Consider the following 16,491-nt stretch of genomic DNA (forward strand, 5'->3'; position numbering starts at 1 on the left):
TTTTATGGCTTTTTATGTCTGCGCAACCAAATTAACTTATACGCCGCAGGAATAATAAACAGCGATAGCAGCGGTGCCGTAATCATCCCGCCGATCATGGGCGCCGCTATCCGGCTCATGACTTCTGACCCTGCGCCGGTCCCCCAGAGAATGGGCAGCAGACCCGCGATGATCACCGCGACGGTCATTGCCTTTGGCCGCACGCGCAACACGGCACCATGATAAAGCGCCTCATCAAGCCCTCGTTCAGTGAATGTTTCCTGGCGGGACAACGCCGGATGTGCTTCAACGGCATGACGCAAATACATCAGCATGACCACCCCAAATTCTGCCGCCACCCCGGCCAGGGCGATAAACCCGGTGCCGGTTGCAACTGACATATGAAAACCCTGCCAGTAGAGGAACCATATCCCGCCGACCAGCGCGAACGGCAGGCTCATCAGGATCAGCAACGCTTCATCCACGCGACGGAACGCCAGATAGAGCAGAATGAAAATGATCATCACCGTCATCGGCACCATCAGCTTCAGTTTCTTGTTGGCGTGTTCAAGCAGTTCAAACTGTCCGGAGAATGACACGCTGGTACCCGGCCTCAGCTTCACGTTCTGACTGATGGCCGTTTTAATGTCGTTCACTACGGACACCATATCCCTGCCGCGGGCATCGATATAAATCCAGCTTGCAGGTCGGGCATTCTCCGTTTTTAGCATCGTGGGGCCGGAAACCACGTTGATATCCGCCACATCACCCAGCGTGATCTGCTGTTTCATCGGCGTCAGGATCGGCATCTGCCTCAACGCGTTCGGGCTGTTCCGGTAGTCCTGAGGATAACGAACATTAATCGGGTAGCGGGCCACGCCTTCCACCGTTTCCCCCACCGTCGCGCCGCCGATGGCCGAGGAGACGAACAGCTGCACGTCGCCCACCGTCATTCCATAGCGGGAGGCTTTCTCCCGGTTGATATCAACATCGATGTAGCGCCCGCCTTCCAGACGTTCAGCAAGGGCAGACACCACGCCCGGCACCGTTTTGGCGACTGCCTCTATGCGCTGCGCCGTGGCGTCGATATCAGCCAGAACGGTACCTGACACCTTGATACCTATGGGGCTTTTAATCCCGGTTGAAAGCATATCGATGCGGTTGCGGATGGGCGGAACCCAGAGATTCGCCAGGCCAGGCAAACGAACGGTCTTATCGAGCTCGTCAACGATCTTGTCAATCGTCATGCCGGGTCGCCACTGATCCTCAGGCTTAAGCTGAATGGTGGTTTCGACCATTTCGAGCGGCGCGGAATCCGTGGCCGTTTCGGCTTTACCGGTTTTACCGAACACCGACGCTACCTCAGGCACGGTTTTGATGAGTTTGTCCGTAGTCTGCAGGAGCGCCGCCGCTTCTGCCGGAGACACGCTTGGCAATGTCGAGGGCATATACAGCAGATCGCCTTCGTTGATCTTCGGTAAAAACTCGCCACCCACCTGGCTCAGGGGCCAGATCACCGTGAAGATGGATAATGCCGCAACCAGCAGGGTTGTTTTAGGCCAGTGGAGCACCCGAATCAGAAGCGGATGATAGGCGTTAATCAACAGTCTGTTCAGCGGGTTACGGGTCTCGGCAGGGATTTTACCCCGGATCCAGAATCCCATCAGAATGGGGATCACGATGATGGCCAACGAGGCCGCGCCCGCCATGGCGTACGTTTTCGTGAAGGCCAGTGGACCAAACAGCCGCCCTTCCTGACCCTCGAGGGTAAAGATGGGAATGAACGACAAGGTGATGATCAGCAGGCTGATAAACAGGGCTGGCCCCACTTCAACGGAGGCATTAGTGATCACCTTCCAGCGGGTGGCGTTGTCAATCTGTTCCCCCGGATGCTGGTGATCCCACTCTTCCAGCCGTTTATGCGCATTTTCAATCATCACGATGGCGGCATCCACCATTGCACCGACGGCAATGGCAATACCTCCGAGCGACATAATATTGGCGTTCAGCCCCTGGAAATGCATGACGATGAAGGCAATACACAGGCCAAGCGGCAGAGAGATAATCGCCACCAGCGCCGAGCGAATATGCCAGAGGAACAGTGCACAGACGATGGCCACCACGATAAACTCTTCGAGAAGCTTGCCGCTCAGGTTATCAATGGCCCGGTCGATGAGCTGGCTGCGATCGTAGGTGGTCACAATCTCAACGCCTTCCGGCAGGCTGGCCTTCAGCGTCTCCAGCTTATCTTTCACCGCCGTGATGACCTCGCGCGCGTTTTTACCCGAACGCAGGATCACCACGCCGCCCGCCACTTCCCCCTGCCCGTTCAGCTCGGCAATACCGCGGCGCATTTCCGGCCCTGTTTGTACGCGGGCAACGTCACGCAGATAGATCGGTACGCCGTTCTCGCCGGTTTTCAGGACGATGTGATTGAAATCATCGATGGTCTGCAGATAGCCGCTGGCCCGAACCATATATTCCGCTTCCGCGATTTCTACGGACGATCCCCCTGCTTCCTGATTAGACGACTCAAGGGCCTGCTTAACCTCCGGCAGGCTGACGCCATACTGTGCCAGCTTTAACGGGTCAACCTGAATCTGATACTGCTTCACCACGCCGCCGACGGAGGCCACCTCGGCCACGTTCGGGATCGTTTTCAGCTCAAACTTCAGGAACCAGTCCTGCAATGAGCGCAGCTCGGCGAGATCGTGTTTTCCGCTGCGATCCACCAGCGCATATTCAAATATCCAGCCCACGCCGGTGGCATCCGGGCCGATCTCGGAACTCACGCCAGCAGGGAGTTTGCCCTGAACCTGGTTCAGGTACTCCAGCACGCGCGAACGGGCCCAGTACAAATCGGTGCCATCTTCAAAAATGACATAGACATACGAATCACCAAATTGCGAAAAGCCGCGCACGGTCTTCGCGCCGGGAACCGACAGCATGGTGGTGGTGAGTGGATAGGTCACCTGGTTTTCAACAATCTGCGGGGCCTGGCCGGGATAGCTGGTTTTGATAATCACCTGAACGTCAGACAGATCGGGCAAGGCATCGACCGGCGTATTGATGATGGTCCATGTTCCCCAGACGCTGAGAAACAGCGCCCCCATCATAACCAGGAAACGATTAGCAACTGACCGCCGGATAATCCATTCAATCATCATTGTCTCCTTAATGGCCAGAATGGGCGTCGTCAGGGAGTTCAGCGTGGCGCATGCGCTCCAGCGCACCGGTAATATTGGCCTCCGAGTCAATCAGGAACAGACCGCTGACGACGACTGACTCCCCCTCTTCCAGCCCGCTACCAATGCCGGACTGCTGCTGAGATTCATGCAGAACGTGGATCCTTTTCGGTACAAAATTCCCGTTAGCGTCAACGGTAATAACGCGCTGCTCTTTGCCGGTATCGATAACGGCCTGAGACGGAATCAGCAGCATTTCCCGACTTTGGGTATTCAGCTTCAGGTAGGCATTCATGCCCGGTTTCAGCAGCTCATCCTTGTTGGAGACCTGCAGGCGCACCTGCAGCGTACGGGTGGTTTGATCCACGCTCGGCAGAAGACTCCACTTTTCAACCGGGAAGGATTTATCCGGCCAGGCCGGTACCGAAACAGCAAACTGCGAGGTATCTTTCAGCAGATACGCAATCGATTCTGGGACCGCCGCGCCGATCCAGACCGGATCCATTCCCTGAATTTGCGCCACGACCTTATCTTTCGAAATATTCATCCCGGTGCGCAGGTCAAATGCCGTGATCACCCCGTCGATGGGCGCCCTGATGGTAAACTGGGTCTGGATAGTGCGGGTCGCACGCAGCCGCTGAATATCCTCATCCGGCATACCCGCCAGCCTAAGCCGTTCCAGAACCCCTTTAATCTGCGTGGGCGTTCCACCGGTGCCGGAGAGCAGCAGGAACTCGCTCTGCGCTTCGACCCAGTCAGGAATGGTAATATCAATCAGCGGCGTGCCTTTCTTCACCTTATCGCCGATCGTCAGCGGGTAGACTTTCTCAACGAACCCATCCGCACGCGCCTGCACAATGACAAACTGATAGTCGTTATAGCTGACGTTGGCCGGGATCGTCTGGGCATAATTCAGCGTTCCGCGCGTCACTTTTTGCGTTTTTAATCCTAAATTCTGGACCTGCGTCGGATCGATACGTATTCCGGTGCTGCTTTTATCCTCATTTTCGTCCGCATATTTCGGGACCAGATCCATATCCATAAACGGTGATTTACCGGGCTTGTCGAATTTCACGTCAGGCTTCATCGGGTCATACCAGAAAAGGACCTTTCTTTCCGCAACGCTATTTGCTGTTTTTTCAGATGAATAAAGTGTCTGCCATGCCGTCACGGATATCAGCCCTCCGGCAATAAGGCTGCTGACTATCATGGCAGCGTATTTTATATTTAATGAGGCCATGCCGTTTCTCGCTATTTAATGCTCTTTAGTAAAGAGATATTGCCCTGCTGAACAAATGAAAAATCAACGTGACTGCCGACCTTTAAGGCGTTGATGCTCTCATCGGCCTCAATAAAGGTGAAACGCATGGTCATCGCGGGCCAGCCAATCGCCGGGATGGCCTCATGAGAAATCGTGACTTTTTTATTCGTGAGATCAATGTCTTTCACGATACCGGTCCCGGTAATAACCTGCTCAGCGGCCCCTTCACGGGCGGCGCTCATCGCCTCGTGCTGATGAACCTCAGCCTGAAGTCCGGCAGAAAACGTCACGGCGATCGCACCGAATATCACGGCTTTAAGTGAATTACGCATTTTTAGTTTCCTCTTTAAGTACAGTTATTCGACCCAACCGCCGCCCAGGGCGGTGAAGAGCGTTATTTCATTAACCTGTCGGGCATAAATAAGGTCGAGAAGGGTCTGGCGGGTGGAGAAAAGAGAACGTTCCGCGTCCAGCACGTTGATATAACTGACCGCACCACTGGCATATAATCCTCTGGCACGCTGGAGCGTAATCTGGAGCGAATCAAGATAACGACGCTGTGCGTCAATTTGCTGGTTAATGCTGTCCCGCAGCGCGAGCGCATCGGCGACCTGTTTGAAGGCGGCCTGTATTTTTTGTTCGTAATTCACGACCGACTGCTGCTGACGAATTTCAGCCAGCTTCAGGTTAGACTTATTCCTGCCCGCATTAAAAATGGGAATATCGATTTTAGGGATAAAATTCCACATCCCGCTGCCCGCGGTGAACAGGCTGGATAATTCCGTGCTGCCTGTGGAAAGCCCGCTGGTCAGGGAAATCGACGGGAAAAAGGCGGCACGCGCGGCGCCGATATTCGCATCGGCCGCGTTAAGCTGATACTCCGCCTCCATAATATCCGGGCGCTGCAACAGTATTTCTGAAGAAAGATGAGGCGGGAGTTTTACCGGCGCAATATCGCTGGCGTTCATTCCACTGTCGCCCGGCAGCGCACGGTACGTCCCGAGGAGCAGCTGCAGGGCATGATTGGCCTGCGCCAGCTCCCCCTCACGTTTGGCAATCTCTGCCTGCGTGCTTTCGATCTGTCCCCGGGCCTGCTCCAGCGCGAGTACGTTCGTGCTGCCCGTCACCAGCTGTTGCTCAACGAATGCATAAGACTGCCGGTAATTTTCCAGCGTTTCCCGCGCGATACGCAGCTGTTTATACGCCAACTGCTGGTTGAAATAGCTCTGCGACACGTTAGAGACGAGCAGGATATGCACGGCGCGACGGGCCTCTTCCTGGGCATAATAGTTCTGTCGATCAGCCTCACTCATGTTCTTCAGCCTGCCGAAAAAGTCGAGTTCGTAACTGAGCGCAAGACCCGCGTCGTACTGTTGAGAAGTCGGTTTGTCACTTTTCAGTCCACCGCTGTACGTGATACCCGCGGATCCGTTCAGCTGCGGATAACGGTCCGCCTCCGTCACGTTGAACTGCGCCCGCGCCTCTTCAACCTTCAGGACGGCCATTTTTATATCGCGATTATTGTTCAGGGCTTCCGTAATCAACCCGGCTACCTGCGGGTCGACAAAAAAGGTGCGCCAGCCGGTGTCCTGATACCCCGCCACCGCGGGCGTCAGGCCGTTACGCGAAAGCGAAAACTGCTGGGGGACCGGTGACGCCGGGCGCTGATAGTTGGGGGCCAGCGAGACGCAGCCTGCCAGGATAAATACCGTACTGATGCTAAGTCGTTTTATCAGGAACATAACGGTTCAAATGAAGTCCAGAGTATTTTTAGGGCTACTCTACTGAACGCTTCCTGTTTGACGGGTGACGGGATAATGACAATGTTGTCATTTTTAACGTAAGTCATTGTGAACGGTGGCGGGCGCCATAGAATGTCATCAGCAGCCAGTCAGGGGAGCAAGATGAAAATACTGATCGTTGAAGACGAAATGAAAACCGGTGAGTACCTCAGCAAGGGACTCACTGAAGCGGGGTTTGTCGTGGACCACGCTGATAACGGCCTGAACGGCTACCATCTCGCCATGACCGCTGAATACGATCTGCTGATTCTCGACATCATGCTGCCCGATGTGAACGGCTGGGATATTGTCCACATGCTCCGCTCTGCCGGCAAAGGGATGCCCATACTGCTTCTGACGGCTCTCGGTACGATTGAACACCGGGTAAAAGGGCTTGAGCTGGGCGCAGATGATTATCTGATCAAGCCATTCGCCTTTGCCGAGCTGCTCGCCCGGGTAAGGACGCTGTTAAGACGCGGAAATACGGTGATCGCTGAAAGCCAGCTTCAGGTGGCTGACCTGACGGTTGATCTCGTGTCGAGAAAGGTCAGCCGGGCCGGTAGTCGGATTATGCTCACCAGCAAGGAGTTCAGCCTGCTGGAGTTTTTCATGCGCCATCAGGGGGAAGTGCTGCCCCGCTCCCTGATTGCCTCCCAGGTATGGGACATGAACTTTGACAGCGACACGAACGCGATTGATGTGGCGGTAAAGCGGCTGCGCGCAAAGATCGATAATGACTTTGAACCGAAGCTGATCCAGACGGTGCGCGGCGTGGGCTATATGCTGGAGGTGCCGGATGCGCGTTAAGCCCCTCCGACGCCCGTTCTCTCTTGCGCTGCGGCTGACCTTTTTTATCAGCCTCTCCACCATACTGGCCTTCTTCGCCTTTACCTGGTTCATGCTGCACTCCGTTGAGAAGCACTTTGCCGAGCAGGATATCAGCGACCTTCAGCAGATCAGCACCGCGATGCACCGCATACTGCACTCACCGGCCGATCCCGACCAAAAGAAAATCAGTAAGATCAAAGAGTCGATCGCCAGTTACCGCAACGTGGCCGTCCTGCTTCTGGATCCGCAGGGCAATACCCTGTTCAGCTCGACGCAAGGGGCAGCGTTGCGCCCGGCAATGAAGACGGCGGACTTTAGCGAACACCGTCGTGCACAGGATGTGTTTCTCTGGACGGTAGAAGACCCGGCCAACCCCATGCATGCCGGGTCCGACATGAAAATGGAAACGTACCGGATTATCGCCTCCTCAGGCACGGCGACGCTGCAGGGCAAAACCCAGGACTACGTCATGCTGATCGGGCTCTCCATTAATTTTCATCTCCACTATCTTGAGGCGCTGAAAAAAAACCTTCTGGCGATTGCCGCGGTTATCAGCCTGCTGATTATTCTTGTCATCCGCATCGCGGTGCGTCAGGGACATTTGCCCCTGCGTAACGTCAGCAACGCCATTAAAAACATCACCTCCGAAAACCTGGATGCACGACTGGAGCCGTCCCGCGTCCCCGTTGAACTGGAACAACTGGTCATCTCCTTCAACCAGATGATCGAAAAGATTGAAGATGTCTTTACCCGTCAGGCTAACTTTTCCGCCGATATCGCGCACGAAATCAGAACCCCTATCACCAACCTGGTGACGCAAACCGAAATCGCGCTGAGTCAGAACCGTTCTCCGAAGGAGCTGGAGGATGTGTTGTACTCCAGCCTGGAAGAGTACAACCGGATGACCCGCATGGTCAGCGACATGCTGTTCCTGGCACAGGCCGATAATAATCAGCTCATCCCGGATCGGGTGATGTTTGATTTAAGCGCCGAAGTCATGAAGGTGTTTGATTTCTTCGAAGCCTGGGCGGAAGAACGCCACATCGCGCTGACATTCAACGGGATGCCCTGCCTGATAGAAGGCGATCCGCAGATGTTCAGAAGGGCCATCAATAATTTGTTATCTAACGCCCTGCGCTATACGCCAGCGGGCAAAACGGTGACGGTCTCACTGCGAAAACAGGATAACGACGTTGAGCTGGTGACAGAAAACCCCGGTACGCCGATCCCGCCGGCGCATCTGCCGAAGCTGTTTGACCGTTTTTATCGCGTCGATCCGTCCAGGCAGCGTAAAGGCGAAGGCAGCGGCATTGGGCTTGCCATCGTGAAGTCCATCGTCACCGCACACCACGGAAAAGTCCGCGTGGAATCGGATGCGGTGTCGACGCGCTTCATCCTCACCGTGCCGGGGAAAGTGCTCTGAGCGTCAGCAAACCGCGCGGCACACTTCAAGGACCTTTTCCCTGAGCCAGCGATGCGCCGGGTCCCGTTCCATGCGCGGATGCCACATCTGGGATACCGTAATAGTGCGGGTCTTAAAGGGCAGTTCAAAGACGTGCACGCGCTCGGTCATCGCCTGATTGAGCAGATATAACGCTGGCACCATGGCAATCAGATCGGAGGCCAGCGCCACGGATAACGCCGTCGGAAAGCCGGGCACCACGCTGGCGACCTTGCGCTTCATCCCGCGCTCCGCCAGCGCCTCATCGACAAACCCGTGCAGCGATCCGTCCGGCGAGGCCACCACATGCCCCCAGGCGACATAGTCACTCAGGCTGACCTCCGGCTGCTCTGACAGCGGATGCCCCTTGCGCACCGTGCCAACAAACCGATCCTGGAAAAGCCTTTGCAGCCGTATTTCAGGCCCCATGTTGCCCTGCACGCCAATCTCCAGATCGACAAGTCCCTCCCGCAAGTAGCGCGACGTTTTTTCCGGTTTCGGTGAGAAGCGGATGCACACCCCGGGCGCGACGCTCGCCACCGCAGCAATAAGCAGAGGCCCAAACGCCACCACAAAACCGTCGTTGGCCCGGATGGTGAACAGCCGTTCGAGGCTTTCCACCTTCAGCGCGTCGGTGGAGGGCTGCAGCACCGCCCTCGCCTCGTGCACGGCGCTTCTGGCGCGGTCCCGGGTGGCTTCGGCCCAGGGCGTCAGCACCATGTGACGACCGGCCCGCACCAGGATCGGATCGCCGGTCACCTCCCGCAGCCGGCTCAGGGTGCGGCTCATGGCGGAGGTGCTCAGGTTCAAACGTCGCGCCGCGCCGGCTACGCTGGCTTCTGCCAGCAAAACGTCGAGCGCAACCAGAAGGTTAAAATCAGGATCGGACACGATGGCTCCTCAGATATGGCGTTACGTGCAATGATTAAGTGCAAATGCTGCGTCTTCCGCCCTGTATACCGCATGATTATAGTTTCGTCATCACGATTCTTTTTCGGAGTAACGACGATGACGCTCTTTTCAAACCAGCCCGGCGATGAAGGTTTACCCGGACATGAACGCGCCAGGGTGATGGCCGCCGTTATGACCACCACGCTGATGGGCGTTTTTGACGGTACCATGATCAACATCGCGCTCCCCTCCATGGCAAGCGCGATGCAGGTCCCCGCGAACGTTGCGGTCTGGTTCGCCAACGGTTATCTGCTGTCAGCGGCGATGATGTTGGCCATCTTCGCGGCGCTGGCGGCCCGCGTGGGCTATCGCCCAATCTTTCTGGCCGGGCTTGCCACCTTTACGCTCACCTCGCTGGGCTGCGCGCTGGCAACAACGCCGGAAATGTTAACCGGGATGCGAATTCTGCAGGGCATCGGCGGGGCGGCGACCCTGAGTATTGCTCCGGCGATCCTGCGGTCCGTTTTTCCGGGCCGACTGCTGGGCCGTATTCTGGGGCTGCACGCCCTGCTTATCGCCTCCAGCACGGCGATTGCCCCGGTACTCGGCGGAACAATACTGGACGCCCTGAGCTGGCAATGGCTGTTCGCCATTAACCTTATTCCGGGCAGCATCGCCCTGCTGCTGGCATGGCGGGCCTTGCCGCGGGAATCGGCCGTTGACCGCACTCCCTTTGACGCGCCGGGCGCCGTGCTCTCCGCCGTCCTGTTAGGTTCCGCGATCATGATGGCCGACAGCCTTCAGCACGTGACGCAACACATTAACCGGCAGGCCGTCTGCTGGGGCGTTCTGGCGCTGGTCAGCGCCTTCGCCTTTACCTGGCGTATCCGGCGCGCGCAACATCCTTTACTGCCGCCGGTGATGTTCAAAAACGGGCGTTTCACTCTCGCCGCGCTGACCTCGCTGGCCTCGTTTGTGAGCCAGGGGATCACGTTTGTCGCGCTGCCGTTCCTGTTTCAGAGCGTGTATGGCTACAGCCCGGTGGTGTCGGCGCTGCTGTTTACCCCGTGGCCGATTGGCATCGTGCTGATCGCGCCGCACGCGGGTCGCTGGGCGGATACGATCTCCGCGCCGCTGATCTCGACCCTCGGGCTTATCGTCTTTGTCGGTGGGTTGGTCCTGCTGGCCACGTTGCCGGAGAATCCTTCCGTGTGGAATATCTGTCTGCGCAGTCTGGTATGCGGTATTGGATTTGGCTGCTTCCAGAGCCCCAATAACCGGGAAATGCTCGCTAACGTCGCGCGGGAATATGCCAGCTATGCTTCCGGCGTGTTGTCGATTGTGAGGACATTCGGCCAGTGTCTCGGCGCCGCCGTGGTGGGGGTGCTGCTGGGAGCAGCGGCAGGATGGGACCATCAACATGCTATCCAGGTTGCACTGTGGCTAGCCGTCATCGCCTCGACGGGTTCGGTGGTATTTAGCCTGAGCAGGCTGCGCCCTGCGCGGTCTACAGGCAAGCGTTGCACAATGTAGGCCGGGTAAGCGCAGCGCCACCCGGCAAGAAAAACGGCGCGTTTGTTTACTCCAGCGCCAGCAGGGCAAAGCTCGCCAGCCAGTGCCCGCCGCTATAGTGGCTGCCGACCACATGCCCGACGCTGGCGGCAAGATGTTTCGTCACCGCCTCGCGCAATGCCGGTTGCGTCGGGTGGCTGGCAGGAAGCGCTTTCGCAATGTGCTTCATACACCACGCGCGGCTGAGGTTTAATCCGTCCAGATGGGCAATTTTCGGGTCGGTACGATCGCTCACTTCCGCCGGGTTCATCAGTGCCGTAACGGCGCCCACCTCCGGCAGAAACGCGTCAAACCAGGCCGGGAAGTCTTCAGACACCTTGCTCATCAGCAGCGCCTCCGTCAGCGCGCCGGAAATATACTCGTCTCCGCCGGGCTCATAATGAGCCGGATAGTGCGTGTCGGCGAGATAAAACCGCTCCGCCGCTGCCACAATCGCCTGTTCAAGCGCCTTGTCTCCGACTGCGCGACCGTAATCGAGCGCCAGCGCGAGGGCAAACGCGGTGTTGTAGTGCGTCCCGACGCGGATCGGATAGGTGAGCTTACCGAGGTAATCCACCAGCCGGTTGCGAATATCCTGGGTGAGCGGCGCCAGCGTCTGGTACCAGCCTGCGGCCTGCGGCAGCGACGACTGTTTCAGCTCCTGGGCCAGCGCCAGCAGCCAGCCGTAGCCATACGGTCGCTCAAACGAGGCGCGGAACGGCGCGGTAAAATAGGCCAACTCCTTCGCCACGTTCTCTTCGGTCATGTGCTCGTCAAAAAGCGCGACGATCGCGTCCCGGCACGGTAATTCTGGATAGAGTCGCACGCAGCGCAGCAGCAGCCAGTAGCCGTGCACCGCCGAATGCCAGTCAAAACAGCCGTAGAAAATCGGGTGCAGTTCGCGAGGCGGCAGCACGTCGCCATCATCATTCAGCAGGTGCATGATGTGGTTCGGGTATTCCTGGCGCAAATAGGTCAAAGGCATGCGGGCAAACGCGTCAGCCTGATGTTGCGTTAATTCCATGACAGCTCCTTAGCGAAACACGAGGAAATACATTAAGAACACGTTCACCACCAGCAGGGTTAACGCGGTCGGGATCTGGATCTTGATCACCTGATATTTGTCTTTCAGCTCCAGCAGCGCGGCGGGAACGATATTGAAGTTCGCGGCCATCGGCGTCATCAGCGTGCCGCAGTAGCCTGCATACATGCCAATCGCCAGCAGCGGCGCAGGGTTACCGTGATGCACGTTGATCAGAAACGGCAAGGCGATACCGGCACTTAACACCGGGAAGGCCGCAAAGGCATTACCCATAATCATGGTAAACAGCGCCATACCCACGCAGTAAATCACCACCAGCATAAAGCGGCTGTCCGGGTTCACAAACAGGCTCACCACCTTCTGTACCGAGTCGCCCGTGTTGGCCACCACGAACACACCGCCGAGCATGGCCAGCATCTGCGGCAGGATCACCGCCCAGCCGATGGTATCGACAAGACGACGGGACTGACGAACGGCATGCAGCGGCGTGCCTTTGGTCAGCCACCAGCCGGTAAGTATCGCCGCGACGCAGGCCACGCACAGCGCCGCCAGGGTGAGCTGCTTCTGATCGAGCAGAAACACGCCGCCGACCGAAACGCCCTTCAGGAATAACGTGCCCAGCACCGTCACCACTGGGATCATTAGTGCCGGCAGGAACAGCCAGTTTTTAAGCCGGTTTGACGACGTGACGCGCTCCTCCTCGGTGGACATTTTATAGTGCCCTTTCCCGACGAGGCCAAACCCCGCCAGCAGCGCGATGGCGATAACCCCGCCGCCGATAATCCGGTACGCCAGCGATTTGCCGAGTTCCTGAACCATCAGATCGCCAAACAGGAAGATCCCGCCAAACAAGAACCAGAACAGCGCGGTGGTAAAGCGCTTCGGATTGGCGCGATCGCGCAGGGTCATCACAACCAGCAGCATCACCACAAAGCCAATCAGGTAGTACACGCGGTTAATGGTGATAAGCGTCATCATTGCGCGGCCTCCTGCGTACCCTGCTCTGCACGCCAGGCCATCACGTCGCGACGGATACTTGCATCGAGGCGCAGCAGGCGCGTCATATGAATAATCAATGCCGCAATGGCGGTGGGAATGGCCCACAGGCCGATATGCAGCGGTTCAATGCCCTGAATACCATTCTCTTTCAGGAACGCGTCGATCAGCAGCACCGCCCCAAAGGCAATAAAGATATCTTCCCCAAAGAAAACCGCGATGTTGTCACACGCGGCGGCATGGGCTTTGATTTTGTCGCGAATGTGCTGCGGCAGCTCGCCATATTCGTTCAGCGCCGCCCCTTCGGCCATCGGTGCCAGTAGCGGGCGCACCGTCTGCGCGTGACCGCCCAGCGACATCAGGCCCAGCGCGGCGGTACCTTCACGGGCGACAAAATAGAGCATCAGAATACGCGCTGAGGTGGCGCTGGCGATCTTCGCCACCCAGGCCTGGGCGCGCTCTTTTAGCCCGTAATATTCCAGCAGACCAATCACCGGCAGGATCAGGATGAAGGTGGCCAGCGATCGGCTATTGACGAACTTCTCGCCAAAGGTTTCCAGCAGCATGCCGAAATCCATCCCGACCAGCAGACCCGTCGCCAGCCCCGCCACCACGACCACCAGCAGCGGGTTGAAGCGCAGTGCAAAACCAATAACCACGATCGGTATCCCGATCAGCGGTAACAGCGTAGTACCGTCCATAACGTTTACCCTATCGAAAGTGAGCGTTGCGCGCCGACGGCTATTTTTTTAATTTGCGGCGAGCGATGTTGTGTTTTGTTGGCAGGCTTCGCAAAACCTGCGCTAAAAAGCTATATCTGAACCTCAAAAACATGTAAACAAATTATCAATAAAATGTTCTTATTTTATCGATGAGTTTACATTTCTGGCTAAGGAACGTTATGACCTCAGAAAAGAGTGCTTCACCCGATCGCGACGATATCAACGATGGCCGGATCGTCTCTTCCCGCCACCTGGTATCCGAGCGCTGCGCGGAGTTATCAGAGCTGGAATATGCGCTGATCATGACCAGCAACGCGTTCAACAAATGGATGGTGCGCTGCATGACGGCTGCCGGCGAGCCCGATATGGGCGCCTTTGACGTTTCGCTGCTGCATCACGTCAACCACCGCGACCGCAAGAAAAAGCTGGCCGATATCTGCTTCGTCCTCAACGTAGAAGACACCCACGTGGTGACCTATGCCCTGAAAAAACTGGTCAAAGCAGGCTACGTGACGAGCGAGAAAGCGGGTAAAGAGCTTTTTTTCTCTACCACGGAGGAAGGGAAAGCGCTGTGCATGAAATACCGGGACGTGCGGGAAGCGTGTCTGATTGCGATCCACGCGGAAAGCGGCATTGCCGGGAAGTCGATTGGCGAGACCGCGCAGCTGTTACGCACGATCTCCTCCCTGTATGACACCGCCGCAAGGGCGGCGGCGTCACTGTAACTAAGGACGGCGGAACAGCGTAATGCTGCGCCCGGCCAGTTCGTACTCAACGGTTTCGGTGATCGCTGTCCCGGTGGCAGCGTCATCCGCCGTAGACAGCTCCAGCACCCATCCCCCTTCGCCAAATTGCGGGATCTGGAACGGCACGGTGCCTTCAAACGGGTTGAACAGCATCAGCACGTCGTGCCAGATACCGTCCTCCTGCCGCAGATCCGGCCTGCTGATGGAGACCCCAAGCGTCGAGCCTTCATCCCACTGCTCGGCCTGCTGTGGACCGCCTCCGGCATTGAACCAGCGGATCTCCAGCCCGTCGCGCCAGCTTTCACGGCGCAGCAGCGGCTGTTGCGCGCGAAGGGCAATGAGACGACGGGTAAACTCGCGCAGCGCAGTATCGTTTTCGGACAGCCCCTTCCAGTCGATCCACGAGATCTCACTGTCCTGGCAGTATCCATTGTTATTCCCCTTCTGCGTACGGCCAAACTCATCCCCCGCCAGCAGCATCGGCGTGCCGTGGGAGAACAGCAGCGTGGTCAGGAAATTACGTTTCTGCCGTTCGCGGGTAGCAATAATATCCGGATTCTCGGTTGGCCCTTCCTCGCCGTAGTTGTACGAGCGGTTATCGTTATGCCCGTCGTTATTGTCCTCACCGTTGTCGGCGTTGTGCTTTTCGTTGTACGACACCAGGTCATTCAGCGTAAAGCCGTCATGGGCGGTGATGAAATTGACGCTGGCCCACGGACGGCGTCCGCGCAGATCGTACAGATCGCCGGAACCGAGAAGCCGCGCGGCAAAGTCCGTGGAGACGTTGTCCCCCTTCCAGTACTCGCGAACGGTGTCGCGGTATTTGTCGTTCCACTCCCCCCAGCCTGGCGGGAATCCGCCCACCTGATAGCCGCCGGGACCGATATCCCAGGGTTCACCAATCAGCTTCAGTCGGGATAAGACCGGATCCTGAGTCATGGCGTCAAAAAAACCGCCGCGCGGGTCAAACCCTTCGGGCTCGCGGCCCAGGATCGTCCCGAGGTCGAAACGAAAACCGTCAATGTGCATCGATTCCGCCCAGTAGCGCAGGGAATCCATCACCATCTGCAGCACGCGCGGATGCGAGGTGTTGACCGTATTTCCCGTCCCGGTGTCGTTGATGTAGTACCGGTGCTGGTCCGGGAGCGTGCGGTAATAGCTGTAGTTATCAATCCCCTTAAACGAGAGCGTCGGGCCAAGCTCGTTCCCTTCCGCCGTGTGGTTGTACACCACGTCCAGAATCACCTCGATGCCCGCGTCATGATAGGCGCGCACCATATCGCGAAAGCCCTGGATCCCTGCCGGGCCGTAGTAGCGCGACGCCGGAGCAAAAAAGCCCAGCGTGTTATAGCCCCAGAAGTTCTTCAGGCCGCGGTCGAGCAGGTGCTGGTCATCCGGGAACCAGTGAACCGGCAGCAGCTCCACCGAGGTAATGCCCAGGCTTTTGATATAATCGACCGAGGCTTTATGCCCCATGCCTTCAAACGTGCCGCGTAGCTCGGGCGGTATGGCCGGGTTCATCTGGGTAAAGCCTTTCACGTGGCTCTCATAGACAACGGTATGCGGCCAGGGCACGTTCGGCCGGCTGTTGTCCTGCCAGTCAAAGGCGTTCGGGTCGATGACCCTGCCTTTCGGCGTAAACGGCGCGCTGTCCCGCGTGTCAAAGCTCAAATCCAGCTCGTCATGCCCCAGCTCATAGCCGAAATGGGCATCGTTCCAGTCGATGTCACCCACCAGTTCGCGGGCGTAGGGGTCGATAAGCAGCTTATGCGGGTTAAAGCGATGACCGTTTTCCGGGTCGTAGGGGCCGTAGACGCGATAGCCATACAGTGCCCCCGGCTTCAGGTCGGGCACATAGCCGTGCCAGACCTCATGGGTATACTCCGGCATCTCCAGCCGGGCGATTTCCGTTTTCCCGGACGGGTCAAACAGACAGAGCTCCACCCGTTCAGCGTGAGCGGAGAACAGCGCGAAGTTAACGCCCTTCCCGTCATAATTCGCCCCCAACTGCTGGCCATGACCGGCCCGGATTTCAAACGTTGTATCCTTTGCCATTTTCGTTCTCCAC

Annotated in this window: 13 protein-coding genes; 4 read left to right on the top strand and 9 right to left on the bottom strand. The window is 57.5% G+C overall.

Annotation, left to right across the window (positions count from 1 at the left end; genetic code table 11):
- Positions 1 to 2: 2 nt before the first annotated feature.
- The 4 genes from silA to ACMWJS_RS04845 are packed head-to-tail and all read right to left on the bottom strand — an operon-like array spanning position 3 to position 6,167.
- Entirely contained in the window at positions 3 to 3,143 is a 3,141-nt protein-coding gene (silA, locus tag ACMWJS_RS04830) for a Cu(+)/Ag(+) efflux RND transporter permease subunit SilA (RefSeq protein WP_414746705.1), read from the bottom strand.
- Between the two features lie 10 nt (positions 3,144 to 3,153).
- A complete protein-coding gene (locus tag ACMWJS_RS04835) occupies positions 3,154 to 4,404 on the bottom strand; it encodes an efflux RND transporter periplasmic adaptor subunit (protein WP_414746706.1) in 1,251 nt (416 codons plus the stop codon).
- Positions 4,405 to 4,415: 11 nt separating this feature from the next.
- Complete coding sequence (gene cusF / locus ACMWJS_RS04840) at positions 4,416 to 4,757, bottom strand: cation efflux system protein CusF (RefSeq protein WP_414746707.1); 342 nt, start codon at positions 4,755 to 4,757, stop codon at positions 4,416 to 4,418.
- A gap of 24 nt (positions 4,758 to 4,781) precedes the next feature.
- Positions 4,782 to 6,167 (bottom strand): efflux transporter outer membrane subunit, encoded by a 1,386-nt coding sequence (locus tag ACMWJS_RS04845; RefSeq protein ID WP_414746708.1) that lies wholly within the window; start codon positions 6,165 to 6,167, stop codon positions 4,782 to 4,784.
- A gap of 162 nt (positions 6,168 to 6,329) precedes the next feature.
- Here ACMWJS_RS04845 and ACMWJS_RS04850 point away from each other — a divergent pair, with 162 nt between their 5' ends.
- Both ACMWJS_RS04850 and ACMWJS_RS04855 read left to right on the top strand, forming a co-directional pair.
- Positions 6,330 to 7,013 carry a copper/silver response regulator transcription factor gene (locus ACMWJS_RS04850; protein WP_414746709.1) on the top strand — a complete coding sequence of 228 codons (684 nt, stop codon included), beginning with the start codon at positions 6,330 to 6,332 and terminating at the stop codon, positions 7,011 to 7,013.
- Positions 7,003 to 8,457 (top strand): Cu(+)/Ag(+) sensor histidine kinase, encoded by a 1,455-nt coding sequence (locus ACMWJS_RS04855; RefSeq protein ID WP_048223253.1) that lies wholly within the window; start codon positions 7,003 to 7,005, stop codon positions 8,455 to 8,457. Before ACMWJS_RS04850 ends, ACMWJS_RS04855 begins: the two co-directional genes overlap by 11 nt.
- A 3-nt stretch (positions 8,458 to 8,460) precedes the next feature.
- Here the strand turns inward: ACMWJS_RS04855 and ACMWJS_RS04860 are convergent, their stop codons facing one another.
- Complete coding sequence (locus ACMWJS_RS04860) at positions 8,461 to 9,366, bottom strand: LysR family transcriptional regulator (RefSeq protein ID WP_063621652.1); 906 nt, start codon at positions 9,364 to 9,366, stop codon at positions 8,461 to 8,463.
- 117 nt (positions 9,367 to 9,483) lie between these two features.
- On the opposite strand from ACMWJS_RS04860, the gene ACMWJS_RS04865 reads away from it, so the two are divergent.
- A complete protein-coding gene (locus tag ACMWJS_RS04865) occupies positions 9,484 to 10,899 on the top strand; it encodes an MFS transporter (protein WP_414746710.1) in 1,416 nt (471 codons plus the stop codon).
- Between the two features lie 46 nt (positions 10,900 to 10,945).
- Here the strand turns inward: ACMWJS_RS04865 and ACMWJS_RS04870 are convergent, their stop codons facing one another.
- Genes ACMWJS_RS04870 through ACMWJS_RS04880 form a run of 3 tightly spaced genes read right to left on the bottom strand, consistent with a single transcriptional unit; the run spans position 10,946 to position 13,656 of the window.
- Complete coding sequence (locus ACMWJS_RS04870; protein WP_414746711.1) at positions 10,946 to 11,941, bottom strand: DUF2891 domain-containing protein; 996 nt, start codon at positions 11,939 to 11,941, stop codon at positions 10,946 to 10,948.
- Between the two features lie 9 nt (positions 11,942 to 11,950).
- A complete protein-coding gene (locus ACMWJS_RS04875; protein ID WP_414746712.1) occupies positions 11,951 to 12,937 on the bottom strand; it encodes a DUF979 domain-containing protein in 987 nt (328 codons plus the stop codon).
- Entirely contained in the window at positions 12,934 to 13,656 is a 723-nt protein-coding gene (locus ACMWJS_RS04880; protein ID WP_008501655.1) for a DUF969 domain-containing protein, read from the bottom strand. The genes ACMWJS_RS04875 and ACMWJS_RS04880 overlap by 4 nt, the downstream gene beginning before the upstream one ends.
- A 200-nt stretch (positions 13,657 to 13,856) precedes the next feature.
- On the opposite strand from ACMWJS_RS04880, the gene ACMWJS_RS04885 reads away from it, so the two are divergent.
- Positions 13,857 to 14,402, top strand: coding sequence for a winged helix DNA-binding protein (locus ACMWJS_RS04885; RefSeq protein WP_024908533.1), 546 nt, complete (start codon positions 13,857 to 13,859; stop codon positions 14,400 to 14,402).
- Here the strand turns inward: ACMWJS_RS04885 and glgX are convergent, their stop codons facing one another.
- Positions 14,403 to 16,478, bottom strand: a complete 2,076-nt coding sequence (gene glgX / locus ACMWJS_RS04890) for a glycogen debranching protein GlgX (RefSeq protein WP_414746713.1) — start codon at positions 16,476 to 16,478, stop codon at positions 14,403 to 14,405.
- Between the last annotated feature and the right edge of the window lie 13 nt (positions 16,479 to 16,491).

It is taken from the genome of Enterobacter sp. HK-058-C-ECC (assembly GCF_047531125.1).
Taxonomy (GTDB): domain Bacteria; phylum Pseudomonadota; class Gammaproteobacteria; order Enterobacterales; family Enterobacteriaceae; genus Enterobacter; species Enterobacter quasiroggenkampii.